Annotated in this window: 20 protein-coding genes and 2 pseudogenes; 9 read left to right on the top strand and 13 right to left on the bottom strand. The window is 55.0% G+C overall.

All coding sequences use genetic code 11. The annotated features are described in order from the left end of the window. Positions 1-25 precede the first annotated feature (25 nt). From ACR0NW_RS09955 to ACR0NW_RS10005, 11 genes are all read right to left on the bottom strand, one after another. Positions 26-698 (bottom strand): IS6 family transposase gene (locus ACR0NW_RS09955; RefSeq protein WP_480791593.1). Its coding sequence is split into 2 segments (ribosomal slippage): positions 26-373 and positions 375-698, totalling 672 coding nucleotides; the frame shifts between segments, so codons are not numbered across the junction. Positions 699-1059: 361 nt separating this feature from the next. Continuing rightward, positions 1060-2226 carry a 4Fe-4S double cluster binding domain-containing protein gene (locus tag ACR0NW_RS09960; RefSeq protein ID WP_480791594.1) on the bottom strand — a complete coding sequence of 389 codons (1167 nt, stop codon included), beginning with the start codon at positions 2224-2226 and terminating at the stop codon, positions 1060-1062. A 501-nt stretch (positions 2227-2727) separates the two neighbouring features. Next, complete coding sequence (locus ACR0NW_RS09965) at positions 2728-3843, bottom strand: Gfo/Idh/MocA family protein (protein WP_480791595.1); 1116 nt, start codon at positions 3841-3843, stop codon at positions 2728-2730. After that, positions 3840-4916 (bottom strand): Gfo/Idh/MocA family protein, encoded by a 1077-nt coding sequence (locus ACR0NW_RS09970; RefSeq protein WP_480791596.1) that lies wholly within the window; start codon positions 4914-4916, stop codon positions 3840-3842. Before ACR0NW_RS09970 ends, ACR0NW_RS09965 begins: the two co-directional genes overlap by 4 nt. A 12-nt stretch (positions 4917-4928) precedes the next feature. Continuing rightward, positions 4929-5936 carry an ABC transporter permease gene (locus ACR0NW_RS09975; protein WP_480791597.1) on the bottom strand — a complete coding sequence of 336 codons (1008 nt, stop codon included), beginning with the start codon at positions 5934-5936 and terminating at the stop codon, positions 4929-4931. Then, positions 5933-6874 (bottom strand): ABC transporter permease, encoded by a 942-nt coding sequence (locus ACR0NW_RS09980; protein ID WP_480791598.1) that lies wholly within the window; start codon positions 6872-6874, stop codon positions 5933-5935. Before ACR0NW_RS09980 ends, ACR0NW_RS09975 begins: the two co-directional genes overlap by 4 nt. After that, positions 6871-8355 (bottom strand): sugar ABC transporter ATP-binding protein, encoded by a 1485-nt coding sequence (locus ACR0NW_RS09985; protein ID WP_480791599.1) that lies wholly within the window; start codon positions 8353-8355, stop codon positions 6871-6873. Before ACR0NW_RS09985 ends, ACR0NW_RS09980 begins: the two co-directional genes overlap by 4 nt. A gap of 73 nt (positions 8356-8428) precedes the next feature. Next, positions 8429-9466, bottom strand: coding sequence for an ABC transporter substrate-binding protein (locus ACR0NW_RS09990; protein ID WP_480791600.1), 1038 nt, complete (start codon positions 9464-9466; stop codon positions 8429-8431). A 45-nt stretch (positions 9467-9511) separates the two neighbouring features. Then, a complete protein-coding gene (locus ACR0NW_RS09995; protein ID WP_480791601.1) occupies positions 9512-10426 on the bottom strand; it encodes a sugar phosphate isomerase/epimerase family protein in 915 nt (304 codons plus the stop codon). A 10-nt stretch (positions 10427-10436) separates the two neighbouring features. After that, a complete protein-coding gene (locus ACR0NW_RS10000) occupies positions 10437-11591 on the bottom strand; it encodes a Gfo/Idh/MocA family protein (RefSeq protein WP_480791602.1) in 1155 nt (384 codons plus the stop codon). Between the two features lie 12 nt (positions 11592-11603). Beyond that, positions 11604-12332 (bottom strand): SDR family NAD(P)-dependent oxidoreductase, encoded by a 729-nt coding sequence (locus ACR0NW_RS10005; protein ID WP_480791603.1) that lies wholly within the window; start codon positions 12330-12332, stop codon positions 11604-11606. 178 nt (positions 12333-12510) lie between these two features. Between ACR0NW_RS10005 and ACR0NW_RS10010 the strand changes: the two genes are divergently transcribed. The 9 genes and pseudogenes from ACR0NW_RS10010 to ACR0NW_RS10050 all read left to right on the top strand — a co-directional run bounded on the left by ACR0NW_RS10010 (position 12511) and on the right by ACR0NW_RS10050 (position 21353). Further along, positions 12511-13539: a LacI family DNA-binding transcriptional regulator gene (locus ACR0NW_RS10010; protein ID WP_480791604.1), complete on the top strand. Its 1029-nt coding sequence runs from the start codon at positions 12511-12513 to the stop codon at positions 13537-13539. A gap of 78 nt (positions 13540-13617) precedes the next feature. Further along, positions 13618-14778, top strand: coding sequence for a fatty acid desaturase family protein (locus tag ACR0NW_RS10015; protein WP_480791605.1), 1161 nt, complete (start codon positions 13618-13620; stop codon positions 14776-14778). Then, a complete protein-coding gene (locus ACR0NW_RS10020) occupies positions 14778-15089 on the top strand; it encodes a MocE family 2Fe-2S type ferredoxin (protein ID WP_480791606.1) in 312 nt (103 codons plus the stop codon). The genes ACR0NW_RS10015 and ACR0NW_RS10020 overlap by 1 nt, the downstream gene beginning before the upstream one ends. Before the next feature lie 23 nt (positions 15090-15112). Beyond that, positions 15113-16162: a hypothetical protein gene (locus ACR0NW_RS10025; RefSeq protein WP_480791607.1), complete on the top strand. Its 1050-nt coding sequence runs from the start codon at positions 15113-15115 to the stop codon at positions 16160-16162. A 195-nt stretch (positions 16163-16357) separates the two neighbouring features. Beyond that, a pseudogene (locus tag ACR0NW_RS10030) lies at positions 16358-16603 on the top strand (DDE-type integrase/transposase/recombinase); the annotation flags it as partial. 294 nt (positions 16604-16897) lie between these two features. Next, positions 16898-18469 (top strand): winged helix-turn-helix domain-containing protein, encoded by a 1572-nt coding sequence (locus ACR0NW_RS10035; protein ID WP_480791608.1) that lies wholly within the window; start codon positions 16898-16900, stop codon positions 18467-18469. A 141-nt stretch (positions 18470-18610) separates the two neighbouring features. Then, the gene (locus ACR0NW_RS10040) at positions 18611-19690 is read left to right on the top strand and encodes a PLP-dependent cysteine synthase family protein (RefSeq protein WP_480791609.1); all 1080 of its coding nucleotides are present in this window, start codon (positions 18611-18613) and stop codon (positions 19688-19690) included. Between the two features lie 2 nt (positions 19691-19692). Continuing rightward, entirely contained in the window at positions 19693-21114 is a 1422-nt protein-coding gene (locus ACR0NW_RS10045) for a pyridoxal phosphate-dependent decarboxylase family protein (RefSeq protein ID WP_480791610.1), read from the top strand. An 8-nt stretch (positions 21115-21122) separates the two neighbouring features. Further along, positions 21123-21353: a hypothetical protein gene (locus tag ACR0NW_RS10050; RefSeq protein ID WP_480791868.1), complete on the top strand. Its 231-nt coding sequence runs from the start codon at positions 21123-21125 to the stop codon at positions 21351-21353. 49 nt (positions 21354-21402) lie between these two features. On the opposite strand, the pseudogene ACR0NW_RS10055 reads toward ACR0NW_RS10050, so the two are convergent. After that, positions 21403-21603 (bottom strand): annotated as a pseudogene (locus ACR0NW_RS10055) (hypothetical protein); the annotation flags it as partial. Beyond that, positions 21600-22619 (bottom strand): TRAP transporter substrate-binding protein, encoded by a 1020-nt coding sequence (locus ACR0NW_RS10060; RefSeq protein WP_480791611.1) that lies wholly within the window; start codon positions 22617-22619, stop codon positions 21600-21602. The gene ACR0NW_RS10060 and the pseudogene ACR0NW_RS10055, both read right to left, overlap by 4 nt. Between the last annotated feature and the right edge of the window lie 4 nt (positions 22620-22623).

Here is a 22623-nt window from a genome sequence, read left to right on the forward strand (position 1 = left end):
AACATCAGTGGAATTGATTAGCAGTTTACCCCGCCAGTTGGGCGAACTGCTGAAACGGACGGAGTCCGGGTGTGAATTGACCTTTGCGGATCATGTTGACCAGTTCTATGTCGGTCAGGACAGATGCGGCTGCAGCCAAAGATTTGAAGCCCAGTATGGGTCTGATCCTTCGTTTGATGAAACGGTGATCCTGTTCAACATTGTTATTGAGGTATCTCCGCCTGACCATGTCGATCGGGATTGGGTAACCAAAGCTCTTGAGCATCTTGTTGATCGCCTTGATGCCAGCTGTGTTGGCACCGCTTTTGTCGATGACGATCTTGCTCGGTTGGCCGTTCACTTCAAGCGCGCGGGCAAAGAACTTTGTCGCAGCTGGTTTTTTTGCTGCGCTCGGACAACATGAAATCCAGGGTTTTGCCGTATTTATCAACGGCTCGGTAAAGATAAACCCATTTGCCTTTGACCCGCACATAGGTTTCATCCATGCGCCACGAACGATTTGCAGAACGCTTTCTATACCGTGCTGCATCAGCAATGAGGCTTGCATATCGACTAACCCAGCGGTTCAGCGTTGCATGATCCAGATCAACGCCACGTTTCGCCATGATTTCTTCCTGATGCCGATATGAAACACCGTAGCGTTGGTAGAGGAAAACCGCGTCTTTCGGAAAACGCACGCCTTTAAATGAGATCGTCACGGCCTGCTCCCGTCATATTTTAGCCCGCGTTAACAGAACTGCGTTCGATCTGACAGGTAGGGGTGAAGTTTGCGACAGTACCTGCAAGAACTGCGCAGGCAAAATCAGCGGATACATCGATTTGCTTGGCGATTGAGGTACACCGACAATGCGGACTGGGAATTCGTTGCCGATGCTCTCAGAACGGCTGGTGCCGCTGAAAACTTCTAGTTGTCTCATAAACTTTTTGTACGCTCATCTTGAGCGTCGGCCTAAGTTGAATGGCTGTCTTGCTGCGCAAATTGTGAGTTCGACCGGTGCCAAAAATAGCGCACGCTGCGAATGGCAGCAAACCGGGCTGAGGCCTCAATCACGCTTGAAGTCACGGGCTTCTCCACCAATCAGCGGGTTTGGCGCGTTTGCCGCGGTTACGGTCGAACCAGAGTGCAACTCTGCGAAAAGGCGAGAGCGCCAACTTCAAACAAAGACGGTGGCGCCATCGCGTGAAGTCCCGGTTTAAAGGGCAGACGCGCATGCAAATAGCACAATCAGAGGACAGCTTGGCCCAGAACCCGAAGCACTTGGCTGCGTCGGAAGTCCACTTTCGCACACCCTTGATGGCCGATGGGTCATCAGTAGTCTCAGGCGGTCCGAAAGGGAGCGCTTTAACAGGGCAGGCATCAGCGCATTTGGTGCAGATGTTGCAGAAAGCACGTACACCTAAGGGCTTGGGTGGATCATGGGCCAATGGAAGGCTGGTGAAAATCTTGGAGAACCGCAGGCGCGGCCCGTATTCAGGCGTAATCACCATCTGGTTACGGGCATACTCGCCCAAGCCCGCTTTGATCGCGTAAGGGATCACGAGACCGGTGTCGTTCATAGAGGCTGTGGCCTCATAGCCCAGATTTCGGATATAGGCTGCTAGCTGCATCACGATGCTGGCCTCGTGGGAATATTCACGTCCGGTGGCGGCCCCCGCGAGCGCGGAAGGATAGGTAGCGACGAGGTCCTCATCCATCTGATGGCCCATCACAATGACAGATGTCATGCCTTCAGGCAGGTCGTTGGGCGCGTCGGAGAAGTCACGGGTGTCAACGCGGGTTGCGTAAAGCCAACGGTCGTCCATATCAGTGATGCCGCAGAGATCGGCACCAAAGAATTTAGCGATGCGTTTGATTTCCTTGGCCATCGCAGCGGGATCGTCAATCGGTTGCTGTGTCGGGGCTATGGGTGTGTCGTTGTCGATGGGGGCCTGGAAACCTTCGCGCTTTCCAGTCTGGCCACCTCTTTCAGAGATCAAGTCTGAAATCAGCCAGGCTGCGTTTCTGAGCGCGAAGTCACGTTGGGTGAACCCGTCACCACGACGAGGGATAGCCTCCATCCGATACGAGGCAAAGAACGCGTCGGTCTGTTTGCTGCGGATACGCTCATCCCAGAAGGCGCGGGTAAAAATGTCATTACGCTGGTTGAAACGTTCGAATTCGTCCGTGACATCAATGCCTGCAGCAGCGTCGTCCGCTCGTTGGGGACTATTGGAGGGATAACTCATGGTGAGACGATGCGATGAGGTGAGGTAGTTGTCAAAGGGTAGGTGGCTAGATTTCAGATACCTCCAATTTGAGGTGTTGTCACATTAGTTGTCGATGGATTGCTCGTGCTCGAAGTTGGAAATATGTGGCATTGATGAAGTCATCGCCTATTTGGGGATTAGAACCGTACAGATTTTGCGTCGAAGCGCATGGCAGCATTACAGACTGTGACCGCAGCGTCGTGGCTCAGGGCTCTTTAGTCCGAACTTAGCGAGTTCCGAGGGCTCGTCGTCTTTCAACATCCATCCAAGAGCAATCCTCTCCTCCTTTGGGAGATGGCGCTGCAAAGGTGTGAAGACACCGCCTGAACGCTTCGACAGGCTTTCCCACGCCTTTTCTTCTGATTGGACCGGCGCAATCACAGAAGCTCTCCTGTGAATGGCTTGAATAAGTCGAGCGGTATCAGTTCGAGTTTGAAAGCACAGACCAAAATTGTATCGATTTTGTTTGAGAGTACTCATTCAGGTGTCGATTGTTCTAATGCTTCCTATTTTGATTTCTCTGTTGCCTTTGGACGATGCAATTGCTGCGAAAACGATGGCCAGAGACTTTAGGTTGTTCCTTGCAGAAACCGTGGGCTCTCGATTGTCTTCAATAGAGCAAAGAAGCTCTCCCATGGCTCCACGAAACCCGTCGTTGAACCATTGTCCTTTGAGCGCCGGGCGCGCAATGCCATGCACTGTCTCAAGTGTCACAGATTGCGTCGACAGATCCGGTCCAACTGATGTCAGGCTGCCGGTCGCACCCGCCACGTATGTTGTGTCACGAGGGCCATAGGGCACGCCCCCGTCAAACACCAAGCTTGCTTGCCCTTGGTCCAAACGTACCAATGCCTGCGACATCAAGGGGACTTTATTTGCCTGACCGCGCGCAGGTGTAGCAGTTGCAAATACGCTTTCGGCCCTGTCCCCGACAAGGGACGTGAGAAAGTCGAACCAATGCACCCCAAAATCGTAGAGTATCAGGTGTTCAATCTCGTCAAATGGAGTACCTGCAGTCCAGCTGTGATCCCAATGAAGCGAGATGTGGACAGACAGAACATCACCGATCAATCCGGCTGAAGCCGCCTCGCGCATCCAGGACAGGTGCGGGGCCCAACGACCGTTCTGGTTTACCGCTAGTTTAACGCCCTGATCATCTGCCAGCTTCACAAGGTCATTGCCCAGATCGAGGTCGGTGACAAAGGGCTTCTGGCTGAGCACGTGTTTGCCCGCTTGCAGGGCAGCTTTGATGATTGGCACACGATGTTCAGGGTGCAGCGTGACATCGACAACGTCGATCTCGCTATCGGCAAGAAGTGCCTGCCAGTTATCTTCGATGCGGGCAGACGGGCAGTACAAAGCAGCTTTCTCCTCAGCCTTTGCGCGCGTACGGTTCCAGATTGCGGCGACGTCCCAGCCTGCCGTTCGGTAGGCATCAAGATGGCTTGCAGAGATTCCGCCCGTACCAATAACCCCGATCCGGGGCCTGTAGTGTCGAGGCATCGGCGGCGTATACGGTAAGTCCGGGGCAGGGACGTCCCGCTGCTCGGCCGATTTTAAAGCATACTGGTCCGTGTCAGCACTGTCGCCACTCATGGCAGCAACCGGAGTGTTTGTTTTTCGCGTGCCGAACGACGCGCAGTATCGACGATCCGTTGTGCAGTCAGACAAAGGGCGGGATCCAACGGCCCTGCGACCGGGGCTCCTTTGGAAATGCAGCCAAGCACGTATTCGATCGGATTTCGTTCACCCAACGGTAGCGCAGTCACTGGAAACTCGTGCCTTTCAGGTCGGGCGCGGGTCTGAACTGTTAGGTGGCTGGCATAATCAGGCGATGAAATGGTGCCATCTGTGCCCACAAAGACAAACCCACAGGTTGGCTGAGGCTGCGTGGTCCACGGATCTGTGAAGGTGCCCCAGCGTGTTTCCATTTTGGATAGCCCGGTTTCATAACGGCAAACGGCAATGGCATGTTGGTCGACTTCGATCCCCGGCGTCTCATCGACTGTGCATGTCACCTCAATTGGCTCCTTGCCCCCCAAAAACCAGGTTCCAAGCGTCGCTCCATAGCCAAGGTAATCCAACAGTGACCCACCACCCGATGCCCGCTTGTACCACCAGGAGTTTGGTTTCTGACGCTCAACCTCGTCCGGGGTGACTTCGACCTTGTCGGCCAGATGGAACAGAGGCCCGCGATTCCCGTCATAGAAATGCACTTCGCGCAGGTCCCCGATCATTCCGTCATCAATCAACCGTTTGGCCGTCACATGGCTTTCGACCCATCGTAATGGCCAGTTGATGATCAATTGCTTGTCGGTTCTATTCATTGCAGTCATCATACGGCGCGCATCGTCAGCAGATGCAGCGAAGGGCTTTTCAACCAAAATATGCAGGTCGTAAGAGGCCAGACGTTCGGTGTATTCCGCATGCTGAGCCGTTGCCACACAAAGAATAGCCATGTCGTAGGGTCCCGCAGCCATGCATGCGTCGAAGTCGGTAAAGATCCGATCTTCGGGAACGCTGAATGCCGTTGCCGCTGCCATCATCTTGTCCCGATCAGGATCGAATATACCGGCGATTTCAGCGTCTGGATGATCGTGCACCATCCGAAGCAAGTCACCCATATGCATGTGATCGAAACTGATGCCGACGATCCGGAATTTGGCCATTGGAAACTCCCTTTAGCGGGTGCCGGTGATCCTGACGTAGAGTGCGGTAACTGCAAGAATGATCAGCCCAAACAGGGCCGTGCGCGCACCTTCCGGCATTTGCATCAATGTTAGCATAGTATCGAGTACACGCAGTATTAGCGCGCCTACGATCGCGCCTGCGAAACTGCCACGGCCCCCGAAGATTGATGTGCCGCCAATCACCGCCGCAGCGACAGAGGGTAATAATAAGGGGTTGGCAAGGCTCAACGAGGTCTGGCGGATCATGCCGAGGTAGAGCAACCCGGCCAGCGCGGCGATCAAACTAGAAAGCACGTAGAGCCCCAGATAGACCTGCCAAGCTCGGACTCCGGACAGCTTAGCGGCCTGCTCATTGGAACCCAGGGCGAACAGCAGCCGACCAAATCCTGTATAGCGCATGAGCCATAGGATAAAGAGCGCAAACGGGATGAAAACAAAAAGGCCGTTCGGCATACCAGCGGTGCGGCCGGTACCGAGCCATGCAAGGAAGGCGGGAATTTCGGTGCCAGCATTGATGACGAGGCGTTGATAGACCTGTAGACATCCGGTGGCGATTAACCCTGTTCCTAGGGTCATGATCAATGGATGGACCCGGACCAATCCCACGCCGATGCCATTTACAAAGCCCACAACTAGGCCAGCTGAAAGCGCGATCAATACTGCAGGTGTCACGCCCCAAATCGCACTAAGTGTTGCGCAGACGAAGGCTGAAACAGTGGCGACTACTCCGACCGAGAGATCTATTCCTGCGGTTAGCATTGTCAGCACCTGACAAGCCGCAAGCATCGCCAGCGGAATTGCAAACTTGATCAGGTTGCCAACCCAAAAAGTAGAGATCAGTCCATCCCGGCCCGCTCGGACCGGGGTAACGATACCTGGCCGCAATACTTCGAGCACAGAGATCATCAAGACAAGGAAGACCAATAGCGGGATGATCGGGTTGTCTTGCAGATACCGGCCAAAGCGGACCATCGGCGGGTCTGTGGTGTCCATGCTCATCGGCGGGCTCCCTTTAGTGAAGCCACGGTGCCCAGCATGACGACCAGAACCATAATCGTGCCTTCGATAATCGTGGTCACGTTTGGGTCGACAGCAAGCAATGTCAGGATCGTTCGAATGATCCGCAAAATGAACACCGCGATGATCGGCCCAAGCAGGCCGCCCTTGCCACCGCCCAGTACGACGCCGCCAAGTACTACGGCCGCGACCGAAGCCATAAGATATGGCCCCGGAACCGGCTCTCCAATCCCGGTCAGCGCAGCGAGGCTTAGACCCCCCATGGCACAGAACAGCCCGCATAGCGCATAGGCCGCTATCTTTGTTCTTCCCACCGAAACGCCAGAGCGGAAGGCGGCAAGTTCGTCTGATCCGGTGGCGTAGATCGAGAGCCCGAGTTTGGAACGCCGGATCGGCAACCAGACAACAGCGATGCCCAAGGCAATGATGAGCAGTGCCTTGGGCAGCCCGTCGAATAGAAAGTGACCGCGTATTACCTGTTCCAGCCAATCTGCAGTTGCGCCGCCAGGTGTCTCAAGGATCAACAGCGCAACGCCTTCCCATACAAACAACATGGCGAGTGTCACAACGATGTCGGGCACGCGCGTTACAACGATCAAAAGACCATTGATCAACCCCATCAAAAACCCGACCCCCAACACGATAAACAAGGCCGGTACACCGGCCATGCGTTCCATCAGAACGGCTGCGGTCACGGCACAGACCGCCATCATAGAGGCAACAGACAGGTCGATACCGCCAGCGATTACGACGATGGCCATACCGGCGGTTGCAAAAGCAAAGGGCAGGGCGGCGCGGGCAATACTCTCCAGTCCGGACGCACCGAAAGTTGGCTGTATCAATTTTGTGATGGTCAAAAGGACCATGAGAAGAACCGCTAACCCCATGACCCATGCGTGTTTTCGGATGACCACGCTCACGCCGCGCCCTCCGTCTCGGTCAGGCCATAGGCCGCACGCATGAGAGTTTGTTCATCCGCGTCGGCCGCATCGATCACATCAACCACCCGTCCGTTGAAGATTACGACAGCGCGGTCACAGGCCAGCGGGATTTCTTCCAACTCGGACGTGTAGAACAGAACCGCCGCTCCCTGATCTGCCAACTCACGGACAAGCGGGTAAATCTGGCGTTTTGTGCGCACATCTATGCCACGAGTTGGATCGAATAAAAGCAGGGTTTCAACACCTGTCGCCAGCCAGCGGCCAATGGTGACTTTCTGCTGGTTGCCACCAGAAAGCCTTTGCACCTCACCCTGCGCGCGTGTGTCGATCTGCAGTTTCTCAATCGCATAGGCGACCCGATCGCGCTCATGCCGCAATTTTATTGGCCCCCAGTTTTTGAGCCGGGCTGAAAATGGCAGAGCGATGTTTTCTTTGACTGACCTTTGCGCCAACAGTGCATCTGAACGGTCGCCTGGCACGAAAGTCATCCCGGCTGCAATGGCGTCGGCGGGGTGGGCGAAGTTTACAGGTTTCCCATCAACTTCCATCGATCCTGAAGATGGGCGATCAAAGCCTGCCAGAACCTCAAACAGCTCATCCTGCCCCTGACCCTCAAGCGCGACCACCCCAAGGACCTCGCCGGGGAACAAGTCGAACGAAATGTCCGAGAAGCTGCGTTCGTACGCCAGTGACTTAATGCTCAGGCGCGGTGTCTTAGCCTGTGGTCTATTTGCTTGAAGGATCTGACGTGTTCCAATGTCTATCTTTTGACCCAACATCAATTCGACAACGCGTTCTTCTACGCCCGGTTCAATGTCCAGGTCTCCGACAGACATGCCATCCCGCAAAACCGTAGCCCGGTCGCACAGTTCCGAAATCTCGGTGAAGCGATGGGAAACATAGATCACACCCATACCGTCGTTTGCTTTTTGCCTTACGGTTTTCAATACGCGCTCAACCAAATCTGTCGGCAGCGCTGCGGTCATTTCGTCCAGCAAGAGCACGTCCGGTTCAACTGCCAGTGCGCGTGCCAGATCAAGGATACGCAGTGTGGCAAGTGGCAGGTCGCTAATCATCGCTGACAACTTCAGGTCTTCGATCCCAAGCTCTGAAACCCAGCCTCGAAACTGATCGGCCGGTGTGTCGGTCAGCCTGAGATTGTCGGACACATCGAGATCAGGAATGAGCGACGGTTCCTGATAGACCGGCACCAAACCGGATCGACGGGCTTCGGCGGGACTTCCGACAAACGCCTGTTTGCCCCGGATCAACACTTGTCCTTCGTCGGGTTTCAGGGCACCGGTAATGATCTTGACGAAAGTGGACTTGCCAGCACCATTCGCGCCCATCAAGGCGACGATCTCGCCTTCGGCAACCGTAAGGTGGGCATTCGTCAATGCGCGCACGGCGCCAAAACTTTTGGCCACGTCAGACGCGTCGAGGAGTGGTGTACTGCTCATGGAAGCCCTTGAATACCGAGAATATTAGAGTTGCCATCCGCCCAGCTAGGGGCGGATGGCCAGTCAATTGGGATCAACCCTCGCCGGGTCCTTTGCAGTCGATGATCTGTTCCATCGTGTAGTCGGTCCAGCCGGGAACAGTCACAGAAACGGGCCACTCAGGGTCCAGATTTGGATTTTGAGCTGCTTTGATCGTTTCGCGACCCGCGTCCGTCGCGTTTTCCCAGAGTACGGGGTCGACAAGGACTGTTTTACTCTCAGGGGCCTCGCCGTTCAGAATGTCGACAGCCAGAGCAATGCCAGCGCCGCCAACCGAGCCGGGATTTGTCACTGCCGCGCCGTTCAATCCCTCAACCTCGGTCAGATATTGAACAAAGCCAGCGTTGTCTGCGCCAACGATTGGAACCAGGGGAGCACCGGATTCGGTGAACGCGTCGACGATTACATTGTCGATACCGCTGGTCCAGACACCGTCAAACGGGATGCCGGTGGCCAGGTAGTCAAAGATCTGTTGCTTGCCCTGGTCTTGCTGCCAGCCGGTGAAAACTTCATGCACCACATTAATATCGGGGTGTTCGGCTAATGCTCGTTTGAAGCCATTGTCTCGATCTGTATCGGCTGAGACGCCAGCGATACCGCGCATATAAACAACGTCACCTTTGCCACCGAGCTGTTCAAACAACCACTTGGCGCCAAGATAGGCGTATTCTTCCTGATTGTTCGACAGAATGTAGGCACCGTCAGCCGAAACACCCGCATCCACGGCAACAACGACGATGTCCTGAGACATCGCCTTTTCCAGTGCCGAGTTCAAAGCATCCGGGTTGGATGGGTTCAGCACGATGGCGTCTACACCCGCTTCGATGAGATTGTTGATGTCTTCCAATTGTCCGGCTGAATCGGTGTTGCGATGCGCGACGATCAGGTTTGTCACATCGGCTTCGACCAGAGCTTGCGCACGCATGGCGCAGATCATCTGTTCGCGCCAGCCATTGCCTTGAACGGTGTTGGACACGCCAATGGTGTACTGCTTGTGCCCATCAGCTATTGCCATGGTTGAAAGAGATGCTGAAACCGCAATTGCAGCAATGCCATAGAGTTGGTTTTTCATTTCATTTTCCTCCCAGTTTTAGTCGTTTCAAATGTGATAATTTCTTCACTTGATGAATGGCGACAGGACATCCCGGGCCAGCAGGAAACCCCGCTTGATCTTTTCGTCTGTCCCTTCGAACAGCCTGTCTTCATGCTCAATAATGATCGGACCATCGTATCCGACGCGGTAAAGGCCAGAGAAGAAATCCGGCCAGTCCACATCGCCCAGCCCGCAAAGCCGAGGGATTTGCCATCCCATGCCGGTTGACATCACCCCATTCTCATAAAGCCCGTCCTGATCGACCATCACATCCTTGGCGTGGACATGGGCCATGTGAGGGCCAAATTCCTTGATAAAACGTGTCTGATCGATGAATTGCCAGATCAGATGCGAGGGGTCAAAATTCATACCAACCCCATCGCCCCATTCCTCAAAAATCCGGCGCCAGATTTTTGGCGAGTATGCGATGTTGTGCCCTCCGGGCCATTCGTCATAGCTGAAGATCATCGGGCAATTCTCAAAGCACAGGCGTACTCCGGCGTCTTGCGCGTACTTGACGATGGGGTTGAAAATCTCGGTGGCGCGCTCCCAGTTCGCGTCGAGATGCAGAGTGCGGTCTCCGCCAACGAATGTGTTGACTACTTTGACGCCCATCACGCCCGCAGCGGTAACCACTTTTTTCAGATGGCCAATAACTTCAGCCCGATGCTCTGCATCAGCATGGAGCGGGTTGGGGTAGTATCCGAGGCCCGAAATCTCGATCCCCTGATCGGCGAGTTGTCCGACAATTTCCTTGCCCTGATCCGAGGACAGGCCATCCACGTTGATGTGGCTGGTTCCAGCATACCGCCGTTGTTCGCCACCGGACGCTGGCCAGCAGGCAACCTCCATGGCCGAAAATCCATTGGCTCCGGCCCAGGCTGCCACCTCTGTCAGTTGAGAGTCTTCGAACGGTGCAGTCAGTAAGCCCAGTTTCATATCATCGCCCTCAAATCTCGCTCAAATCTACCCAGCGGCTCTCACTCGCCGATTTCACGACGGCATCGCAGAACCGCATCTCGTAATGGCCATCTTCAAACGTGGCCCACGTGCTGGCTGGCTGGCGCCCGCCTGCGATGACATCGGAATAGACCGCCCGGAAAAAGTTAAGGAAGGAATCTGCGAAGCCCTCCACATGCCCGGGCGGCAATGTTGCGGCAGCAACCCCAGTGTCGTTCATCAAGGTGAAGTCACGCATCAGGGTCTGGTTCGGCGCGTCACGATGCCCAATGAACAGATGGTCCGGGATTTCGCTGTCCCAGGCGGCGCTGGCCTTTGCTCCGGCGATTTCCCACTGCAACGAGTTCTTTCGACCCATGTTCACCTGAGATGTGCTCATCACGCCGCGTGCTCCGTTCTCATAACGGATCAGGATCATGGCGGCGTCGTCGGTATCGATGCGAACCCTCTCGGATTCGCCGGTTCCGCTGGTAAACGTCTCAACCGAGCCGAGTGGTTTCTGGCGTTCCGGGATGAAGGTTGCCAGATCTGCCATGACCGATGCTGCTTTCAAGCCGGTGACGAAGCTTGTCAAATCAATCCAGTGTGTTCCGATGTCACCAACAGAACGCAGCGCGCCGCCCATTTTGCTTTCCAACCGCCAGTTCCAGTCGGTGGGTTTGGCAAGCCAGTCCTGATGGTAGTGCCCGGTAACAAAACGGATATCACCCAGATCTCCGGACATGACCATGCCGTGGGCCTGCTGGTTCAAGGGGTAAAACCGGATGTTGTAGCAAACCGCCGCGATCTTGCCCGAAGCCTTGGCTAGGTCGACCATTTCGGCGCTTTCAGTGGACGTCATGGCAAGGGGTTTCTCGCAGATGACATGTTTGCCTGCAGCCAGGATCGATTTCACCTGCGAGTAGTGTGCGTGATTGGGGGTCGTCACATGTACGACATTGACGCTTTCATCTGCCAACAGGTCATCCAGAGAGTCATAGGCGCGGGCTACGCTCATTTCGCGCGCCCGATCCCTACCGCGTTCTGGCGATGATCCAACGACGCCTCTTACATCTACGCCGAGACGCCTAAGGGCCTGAACGTGCACCGTACCTATAAAGCCGGTCCCGATCACAGCCGCCCCGATGTTTGCGACGTGGTTCATGGAGTGCTCCTGTCAAACAACCGAATATCCTCCGTCCACGATCACGCAGGTACCAGTCACAAAAGCCGCCGCATCGGATGCGAGAAACATGGCTGTGCCGGCGATGTCTTCCGGCTTTCCCCAACGTGCCAGTGGTGTGCGGGCTTCGATTGCTGATGTGAAACCGATGTCTTCTCGGGCCCGGGCAGATTGCTCGGTCACGACAAACCCCGGTGCAATGGCATTCACTCGAATGCCGTCCTCGGCCCACGCAATCGCCAGTGATTTTGTCAGTTGTTCTACACCAGCCTTTGACGCGCCATAGGCCGGATTCTGAGGTGAGCCAAAACGCGCATACATTGAGGCCACATTGATGACGCGCCCTTTTGCAACCGACAGGGCAGGGTGTAGCGCCTCGGCACAGCGAAAAGACCCTGTCAGATTTACATCCAGTACATGAGAGAAGAATTCGGGCGCCATTTCCTTGCCACGCTGTGTGATCGCTGCGCAGTTGACTAAGACATCAATATGGTCGCGCGTGCTTGCGAAATTGTAGACTTCGTCCGTGTCGGTTACATCCAGTTGAGTGTAGGCAAATCGGGTGGCGTCCTCTTCGATGCATTCCGGTTCTACACCCGTGATTTCGACCGACGCACCGGCGTTTTGAAACGCTCGTGCAATCGCAGCACCGATACCCGCCCGGCTGGCACCAATCACCAGAACATTTGCTCCGGTAAAATCGAAGGAGGCCTTGGCGGTCATCTAAGCGCCCGGCTTTCGAAAGCGTTTGAAACTGGATGCCATCACTTCCCCCATGGCGAACGAAATCCTGTTGTAAACGATTACATTTTGCGAAAAACTGGCTTTTCAAAAACTGTAATCGATTACATAATCGGCATCACATGAGATTCGAGTCAAGCCAGAAATCGACTGTCAAGCCATGAGCAAGATGCCCAAACCCGCCACAATACAGGACGTTGCACGTGCTTCGCGGGTGTCGACGGCCACTGTCAGTCGTGTTCTGTCCAACCCCGATCTGGTGTCAAAATCAACACGTGTAGCTGTTTTGGAGGCTATTCGCGAAACGGGATATCGCGTTAATCAAGCTGCCCGAAACCTGCGGATGCAGCGGGCAGGAGCAGTGCTGATCCTTGTTCCCAACCTCGGGAAACCATTTTATTCGGGCATTCTCGCTGGTATCAGCGAGGGGTTCGCCGGGTCGGATTACGCAGTTCTGATCACCGACACCGAAAGTAACCCGTTGCAGGAAGAAACTCTCGCTGGGTACTTTCGCGACGGTCGAATTGATGGCGCAATCTCATTGGATGGTGGAATACCGTCGGCCGCACTTCAGCAATGCATCACATACGGAGCAAGCGACCGCATCGTATTTTTGTGTGAATGGGTGGAAGGCGAGACCTTTCCGGTAATTTCCAGCGACAACGCCGAAGGTGCGCGATTGGCGATCAGGCACCTGCACGATTTGGGCCACAAGAAAATTGCGCATGTTACCGGTCCTGACGGGAATGTTCTGACGACCGCTCGGCGTGAGGGTGTGGTCGAAGAACGGACTCGCTTGGGTCTTCCAACGAGGCCCGAGTGGATCATCAGAGGCGACTTCTCGCTGGAGTCCGGACATGAAGCTGCCAGAAGAATACTTGCGATGGACGAGCGCCCAACGGCGGTGTTCTGCGCTGCGGATATGGTTGCCTTTGGGTTGATTTCCGGGCTGGTCGCAGGTGGATTGAAGGTGCCCGGTGACATTTCGGTTGTTGGTTTCGACGATATCGAAATGTCAGGATCCTATGTTCCGGCACTGACAACGATCCGACAAGATCGGCATCAACTGGGACGTCGAGCGGCAGAGGTGTTGCTGGGCCAATTGGCGAACACTGGCAAAGCGCTTCCAATGAAATCAGCGCTTCCTGTTGAGCTTGTAAAACGAGCAAGTTCTGCGCCACCCAGTTAGCGAAGCCAAAATTCAGGCGCCTTTGCTATAGTCAAGGAAGACGCGTGGGAAGCGCTGTGAGCGATGGAGAAAGGGGAAATGAGTAAGTCGACCGCGCCCATTGGCTCTGAACTCACCGTTCGAGACTATTCCCTGACTGGTGTGAATGCGCGTCAAGCGATAGAAACCGGTCTGTCGGCCGCAGAGTGGTACCACAGCGAGGTTCCTCGTAAGAAACTGAAATCGCTTATGAAACGCAGGGATGCGCCGGCCATTCGTGACACAGTGATCTGGATCGCCTTGCACTTTGTTTTCGCGGCTGGCGGTTTGTACTTCTGGGGTAGTTGGCTTTGCGTACCTTTCTGGTTTGCATACGGTGTCGTGTATGGTTCTGCCTGCGACAGCCGTTGGCACGAATGCGGGCACGGAACGGCGTTTCGAACCCGCTGGATGAACGACGTCGTGTACCACATCGCGTCCTTCCAGATCATGCGAAACCCGGTCAACTGGCGCTGGAGCCACGCGCGGCATCACACCGATACACTCATTGTTGGCCGCGATCCGGAAATAGCGTGGATGCACCCGATCAGCCTGATCCTGAAGGCGCTTGCATTTGTAGGTATTGTTGAAACCTGGACTTCGCTCAAAGTTCTGATGCGAAATGCCATGGGGAACTTGTCTCAAGAAGAGCAGGATTACATTCCGGAAAGCCAATGGCAAAAAGCGGTTTTTTGGGCGCGAGTCCACATCGCAATCTACGCTGCTGTCTTGCTGATTTCATTTGTTTTGCTTGCCTCCGGGGCCGCATGGAAATCCCTGATACCCACACTTTTGATAGGTGGCCCTCGGGTCTATGGGTGCTGGCATTTTGTAATGACGGGGCTGCTTCAGCATGGAGGGTTTGCGGAGAACGTTCTTGATCACCGTTTGAATTCTCGCACACTTTATATGAACCCGATAAGCCGTTGGGTTTACTGGAACATGAACTACCATATTGAGCATCATATGTTCCCGATGGTTCCATATTACTCTCTTCCAGCGCTTCATGAACTGATCAAGGATGATTTGCCGCCGCCGAATACCTCGATCTGGGATGGCTACAGGGAAATGATGAGCTCCGTCATGAAGCAACGAGTAGATCCAAATTACGCAATTCGAAAAACGCTTCCGCCAACGGCACGCCCATATCGAGATCATTTGCACATGGCAGTGCCCGAGCGAAACACAGGGGCTGTGAGTAGTGATCTGGGAGGAACGTAATGCCTTGGATTGACGTATGCGCCATAAATGATGTCGAGGAAGAAGACGTCATCCGTTGGGACCACGAGGATCGAACATACGCAATTTTTCGTAGTGTGGATGATGAGTTCTATTGCACCGATGGTCTCTGTACGCACGAACAAGTGCACTTATCGGACGGTCTGGTGATGGACTATGAGATAGAGTGCCCTAAACATAATGGACTATTCGACTATCGCTCGGGAAAAGCTCTGAGGGCGCCTGTATGTGATGATCTCCAAACCTACGAAACTAAGGTGGGAAATGGGCGCGTTCTGGTATTCATAGAGTAATTTTATTTGATTAGGAGAAGTTCTTGATCGAATTGACTGCGACGGGTATCCGCCTTTCATTCGATTTGCAGCTGGGGTTGATCGAAAGCTTTACTGTAAACGATGGCGGTGTTGAGATTTCGCCACTGCATCGCGCGCCGTGGGTCGGAACAGACGAAGTCATGCCCGAGGGGATGGCGCCTCATCTGAAGAAGCTGGGCGGTGATTTTTTCTGCGCTCCATTCGGGTCAACTGAGGGGGCATCGCCGCTTCACGGCTGGCCGCCCAACTCACGTTGGATACTAAAGGAAAAAACCAACAATTACTTACGCGCTGAGCTCGAAAAAACAGTCTTTGGCGCAAAGCTACTAAAAGAGATTACATTGCGCCCGGGGCATCCATTTGTCTACCAGCGCCACACTTTCATTGGTGGTGACGAGGCGATACCGATCGCAAATCATGCAAACGTATCTTTGCCCAATGGCGGGATCATCCAAACCTCTCGAAAACAGTGCTGGAGGACGCCTCAGGTGCCGCAGGAGGTTGATCCGGCGTTGGGCTATTCAGCACTTCGATATCCGGCTGAAAGCAGAACTTTGACGTCTTTTCCCGGAGTAGAAGGCGAGGTGAATCTGTCCAAATACCCATGGTCTCCGCAGAGTGAAGACTTTGTTGTTGGATTGGATTCGTCTGAAGAGCGATTGGGATGGACCGCGGTCATTCGTCCAGTGGAAGGTGATGTATTCCTATCACTTAAATCAGCCCAAAAACTGCCGATGACAATGTTGTGGCATTCGAACGGTGGACGTTACTATGCGCCGTGGTCAAGTCGACACTTCGCCTGCCTTGGGGTCGAAGAGGGTGCCGCTTCGCCAATCCTGGGGGCTGGCGAAAACAGCTCTCCAAATGGGCATGGTGTCATTCATCTGGCCCCCCATCACCACGTTGAAATTACCCATGTCATCGGTGCGCTTCGTTGGCCCGGTGCAGCTGAGGTTAGTGCCGTTGAAGCCTTGGAAAACCAACTTCTGATCCGAACTACAACAAACGAGAAGTTACTTATGCCGTTTGATTTAGAAGCTCTGGACATTTGATTGGATACAACGAGCTGTCATTAGCCCCTCACGAGACTTCGGGATTTGCAACTAGCATCTCGCGCGCAAGCAAAAACGCCAACTCAAAGCTGTGCACACAGCTTTAGAATTACTTAAGTGAACGGGTAGGGACTGCTGCCTAACCAGACAGGCTGGGTCGGATCGTCCCGCAATGTTTCAGCTCGATCAGGTGCAGTCATCGACGAGAGCGGTGCTAACACAGCTGGCATCAATGCTATCAACAGAATGCTCAAGGGGTTCGGCTGTCCGACCCCGATCGAGATGGTAAGGCGCAAGTATCTCAATAACATCGTGGAACAAGATCACCGTTTCATCAAAAGACGAAAACGCCCGATGCTCGGCTTCAAATCGTTCACCTGTGCAACTTCGAAGTTGGAAGGCATCGAAGTCGCGAACATGATCCGAAAGGGTCAGCTCTGACCAGGACTCTGTCCATTTCGCCAGTTCGCCGAATTGGCCGCCTAACCTGCTGTATTGGTGCGTTCGCCAAGCCCAGCGAAAATTTCGCAACAGAACCATCTTCCTGTGTACTGGATTTGCCAAGTCGATCTTTTCACCAATGCGTCCCAAAACGTTTTCCGAACTCAGCCGAAATACTCCGAAACAATTTTTTCCCTGTTGGTCTGAGAACGAAATGTTGAAGTTCAGTACGCCACCTCAATGTTCTCCTTCTGCAGCATTCGACGGGAGAGGAAAATCTGTTAAAGTTTCAAAATGATCTACGAGTTCGGCGAGCTGAAACTGGACCTCGCCCGTCAGGAGCTTGTCCGTGACGGGGCGAGAATCGACGTTGAGCCGATGGTATTCCAACTCTTGCAATTCTTGATCGAAAACCGCGAACGGCTTGTATCGAAGGAGGAACTATTCACTCTGCTTTGGGACGGACGCGCCGTGTCCGATTCCGCCCTTTCGACCTGTGTCAAATCGGCCAGGCGCGCGGTCGGCGATACGGGCAATCTGCAAGAGGTCATAAAAACCGTTCACGGAAAGGGGTTTCGCTGGATCGCGGAGGTGCGAAATGGAATTCCGGCCAACGTGACGCAACCACCCGTAGATCTGGACGGCGGTGAAGATGCTTGGGTGGGTGCGGCTCGGCGTCCTTCCATCGCGATTTTACCTTTTGAGATGATTGGCACGAGTGATGAAGCCAAGACACTTTGTGAGGCCATTCCACACGAATTGATTGCGACTATCGCGAGGTTGCGGTGGATTTCCGTGATTGCCAGAGGGTCGTCCTTCCGATTTCGCTCTTCAGTGGACGATTTCGGAAAAATACATCAATGCCTGGGCGTGAAATATTGCGTAACCGGCACTGTCGAAGTCTTGGGGCGGCAAGTTTCGATAGGAGTTGTGTTAACGGATACCGTAGACGGTAAGGTTATTTGGGCCGACCAATTCAGGTCCGACATGGATGGCATTCACGAGGTGCGTGAAAAAATTCTGGCCCAGGTGATATTCGCGGTCGAAATCCAGATTCCCCTAAGCGAAGCTACCAAAGCACGTCTGCGTTCACCCGAAAACATTGACGTTTGGGCCACATACCATCTGGGTCTGCAGTCTCTTTATAAGTTTGAAGCGAACGAAAATGACATGGCGATTTCAAGGTTCGAAAAGGCCATATCACTGGAACCCAGCTTTGCGCGCGCCCATGCTGCATTGTCATTTGCGCATTTCAAAACAGCTTTTATGCACTACTCCAATAACCGCGATGTGGCCGTTAACGCTGCGCGGTCAGCGGCGGAAAGGTCGATCGAACTTGACCCCATGGACCCATTTGCCAATTTCAGCATGGGCCGGTCTCTGTGGCTTGTGGGCGACCTCGACTGTGCTAAAAGCTGGCTGAACCGTGCAACCACACTTAGCCCCAATTTTGCGCAGGGGATTTACGCGCGCGCATGGACCGAGACAGTGTCAGGCGCCGCCGACACCGGACGGCGCCTGTCTGATGAGGCAAGGATTCTTAGCCCACTGGATCCGATGCTGTATGCCATGCTGGGCACACGCGCGATGAGCCACGCAATTGAAGGGCATTACGATGAAGCCGCAGATTGGGGTGTCAGGGCTGCGAACGCACCCGGAGCCCATGACTTAATCGCGATGATAGCTGTCTTCACAAACGAGCTGGCTGGAAACCATAGTGAAGCGGCGGATTGGGCCAAGCGACTTAGGGTCAGCCGCCTGGGCATCACCCAAGAGCATTTCTTTCGGTCTTTCCCATTTTCGGACAGTATTATTCGCGAGCGGTTTTCGACAGCCCTGAGCCGCCATGGTATCCCCGAAATCTGAGGGCACGGCGGCATCTCTCGACCTATTTCTCACGAAACCCTCAAGAACTACTCAAGACTGACCTTCCGGTATGATGCAGAATGGTTTGTGGATTTGGCGCTCAAATTTGGCGCCGGTCGAGTTAAGACATGAGGGAATGCGATGACCGAAGGAAAACTCAGATCAACTCAAGGAAATGGGCGCATCTACGACAGCGTCCTGGATACGGTTGGCAACACCCCGGCGATCCGGGTCAACAACCTTGGGCCGGAAGGCGTCAACATGTACGTCAAGTTTGAAGCGTTCAATCCAGCAGGGTCAGTGAAGGACCGGTTGGCGCTCAACATCATCGAAGCAGCGGAACGCAGCGGTGCGTTGAAATCTGGTCAAACGGTTGTTGAAGCCACTAGCGGCAATACCGGCATTGGGTTGGCTATGGTTTGTGCGCAGAAGGGCTACCCATTGGTTGTGACAATGGCAGACAGCTTCTCGGTCGAACGCCGACGGCTGATGCGGATGTTTGGCGCCAAGGTTGTATTGACTCCACGTGCCGAAAAAGGGTTTGGCATGTATCGTAAGGCGGTCGAACTGGCGGAAGCGCATGGGTGGTTGCTCGCGCGTCAGTTTGAAACCGAGGCCAACGCCGAGATTCACGCGTCAACAACGGCGCAGGAAATCTTGAGTGATTTTAACGGCAAGCCATTGGACTATCTGGTTACGGGCTACGGCACTGGCGGTACCCTGACAGGGGTTGCGCGTGTGTTGCGTAAGGAACGTCCTGAAACAAAATTCATCTTGTCCGAACCGGAGAACGCGCAGCTTCTTGGCAGCGGCATTCCAACCGAGCGGAATGAAGACGGCTCTCCTGCAGGTAGCCATCCCGCATTTGAGCCCCATCCGATCCAGGGCTGGACACCGGACTTTATCCCCGCAGTTCTGCAAGAGTCGGTTGACAACGCCTACTATGACGAGCTGCACCCTGTGCCTGGTTCCGTTGGTGTGGAATGGGCCCGCAAACTGGCAAGCAAAGAAGGCATTCTGACCGGCATCTCGGGCGGAGCATCTTTCGCAATAGCGATGAAGATAGCTGAAAATGCAGACCCCGGTGCCACGATCCTGTGCATGTTGCCAGATACGGGCGAACGCTATTTGTCGACCCCGTTATTCGAGGGGATCGCCGAAGAGATGACCGAGGAAGAAATCGCCATCTCCAAATCTACTCCCGGCAGCCAGATGGTCTGAAGATGTCAGACCAACTTGAAGTTCTCAGGTCCGGGTTTTCCCATGCCACAGAGTATCGCAAGGGCGTTTCCAGTCGCCCCTGCGGGCTGGCACAAGGCTATGGCGAGATGTTGGCGACTTTTGATGAGCCGCTTCCGAAGCAGGGCCAAAACGGCGAAGCGGTTATCAAAGAACTGGTTCAAAAGGGCGAACCCGGTCTGACACCCATGGTCCACCCACGGTTCTTTGGCTGGGTACTGGGCGGGTCGGATCCCGTGGGCATCGCGGCGGATTGGCTGGTAAGTGCGTGGGGGCAAAACGCGGCCTTTCACGAATCCTCACCAACCGCATCTGCGGTGGAGCAGATCGCCGGGCAATGGCTGCTCGACATTCTTGACCTACCCCGTGGGGCGGCAGTGGGTTTCGTAACTGGTGCAACGGTTGCCAACTTTACGGCGCTGGCTGCTGCGCGTGGGGCAATCTTGCGGCGGCACGGCTGGGATCCCGATGCCGATGGGCTTTTTGGAGCGCCACCGATTACAGTGCTTGTCGGCGATGACGCGCACACTTCGGTGTTTTCCGCTTTGGGTTATCTCGGGCTCGGCCGCAACCGGGTTTGCCGGATCCGGACGGACGCGCAAGGCCGGATGGTACCGGCCGATCTGGAACGACGGGCCGCCGAAACGACAGACCCAAAGATCATTATAGCCCAGGCTGGGCAGATCAATACCGGGGCGTTCGACCCGTTCCCCGAGATTGTGAATATCGCTCAAAACGCGCAGGCGTGGCTGCATGTCGATGGCGCTTTTGGCCTTTGGGCGCGCGCAAGCCCAAATTACAAACCGTTGACCACTGGTGTCGAGTTTGCAGATTCATGGGCTGTTGATGGGCATAAATGGCTGCAAACCCCGTTTGACAGCGGCTATGCAATCGTACGCGACACCGACGCGTTGCAGCAAGCCATGCAGATCGACGCCAGCTATTTGCCCGCGCAAAACAGAGATGACCGCATCCCATGTTTTCTGGTGCCGGAATTGTCACGACGGGCGCGAGGCATCCCGACCTGGGCGATGCTAAAGTCGTTGGGGCGTGACGGGATCGAAGAGCTTGTTGATCGTCACTGTAGCGTAGCAAGACAGATCGCGGCAAAACTGGACTGTATCGCCGGTGTCCGAGTGCTTAACGACGTTCAATTGAATCAAATTATCGTTGATTTTGGCTCTCCGGACGCCACCGACGATGAACGCAGGGCGTCAACCGAGGCGGTCATCCAACGTATACGCGACGGAGGTGTGATCTTTGTCGGTGGCGCCCGGTGGAAGGGGGCATGGGTTATGCGTATTTCGGTGATCTGCAACGCGACAGGCCTGACCGAGGTCGATGCCGTCATCAACACGATAACATCCGCATGGGCAGAGGTGCAGACGGGCGCCGTCAATGAGTGAAGATCGTCGTGACCCAAGCCCACATCGACCGCAGACAGGCTGCAATCCTTGTGCTGGATGTCGTTGGCTACAAGCGGCTGATGGGACACGACGAAGAGGGCACCCGCTGCGTGCGGGGTTGGCAGGATGTCGAACCGGGTTTTGTCGCGAAGCTTCTACTGGACAAAGTAGTCTCGCCGAACCACCGGGTTAAACAGCCAATTCCGAAAATTGGCGAAACGGGCAGAATCCAAGTGTGAGTTGACCTTTGCGGATCATGTTAGCGATTTCGATTCGGTCGAGCGTTGCCTCTGCCATGCGCCAAGATTTCAGAGTTGGCCGCTTCTTGGACTGCGCACGCGTCGCCACGAGAGGCGAATACTTCACAACCCACCTGTTGAGGGTCGCGTGATCAACCCGCACACCGCGTTCGGCCAACACAGGAACAGTGTATTTGGAGATAAAAAAAACCGGGCCGAATTCCAACCTCCGGCCCGGTAGACGGTTCATTGCGTGGCCATCTCGGCCTGGATGAGGGCAAAGGCCGCTTCGGCGTTGACGCCGCTTTCGGCGACTTCAGCAATCACCTTGGTGCGGATGTTGGTGGCGATTTGTTTGAATGCTGCGACGTCGGCTTCGGAGGCCTGATTGATCGTATTGCTTGCGTCGGCCTTGGTCAGTTCAAGCCCGATTTCGTCGATCTCGTCCCACATCGCGCCGGCCATCCGACTAAGCGGTTCGCCAAAGACCTTTTCGTCCAGCGTCACCTGCAAATCGGCGGGCAGATCGGCAAAGGCGTCTTCGTTCATGATAAGCGCGAAAGACCCTCGATAAAGGCCACCCGGCATCCAATAGACGTTCTTGGCCACTTCAGTCAGCTTAAAGCCCTGACGGGTTTCCATTGGCATAACCACCCCGTCAGCGGCGTTGGAGGCCAATGTTTCATAGACCTTGGGTGCCGGAATCTTGATGCCGGTCGCGTTCAGCGCCGCGCCGACGTCACCACCCACGCCGCCAGGCACACGCACCTTCATGCCTGCCACCTGGCTTAGCTCAGTGACCGGCGCGTCTGAATGCAGCTGTGCCGGGCCATGGGTCACCAGCGCGATAAGCTTGACGCCCCGGTGCTCGTTGAGTTGGGAGAAATGCGCCTCATGCGCGCGCCAATAGGCGACCGAGGCCGCCTCGGCGGAACCTTCGTAGCCGGGCAGTTCGATCAGCTTGGTCGCAACGAACCGGCCCGGCTGATAGCCATGGAAAATGATCGAGGCGTCGGCTGCCCCATCCATAACCAGGTCCATCTGAGCCGGCGGTGGAGCCAGCCCGAGCTTGAGTTCGGCCGTGACCTTGCCGTCGGTCGCCTCTTCGACCATCTCAACAAATCGCGGCCACATCTTGGCATTGATACCATGGGTGGGCGGCGCCCAGCTGGAAATGGTCAGCGTGTAATCCGCGGCCAGAACGGCGGTTCCGCTCAGCGCAAGCGCCGCCGCCGCAACAAGACTGGTCAGTTTTCCTGTCGTCATGTGT

Source organism: Ruegeria sp. CF5, assembly GCF_056537325.1.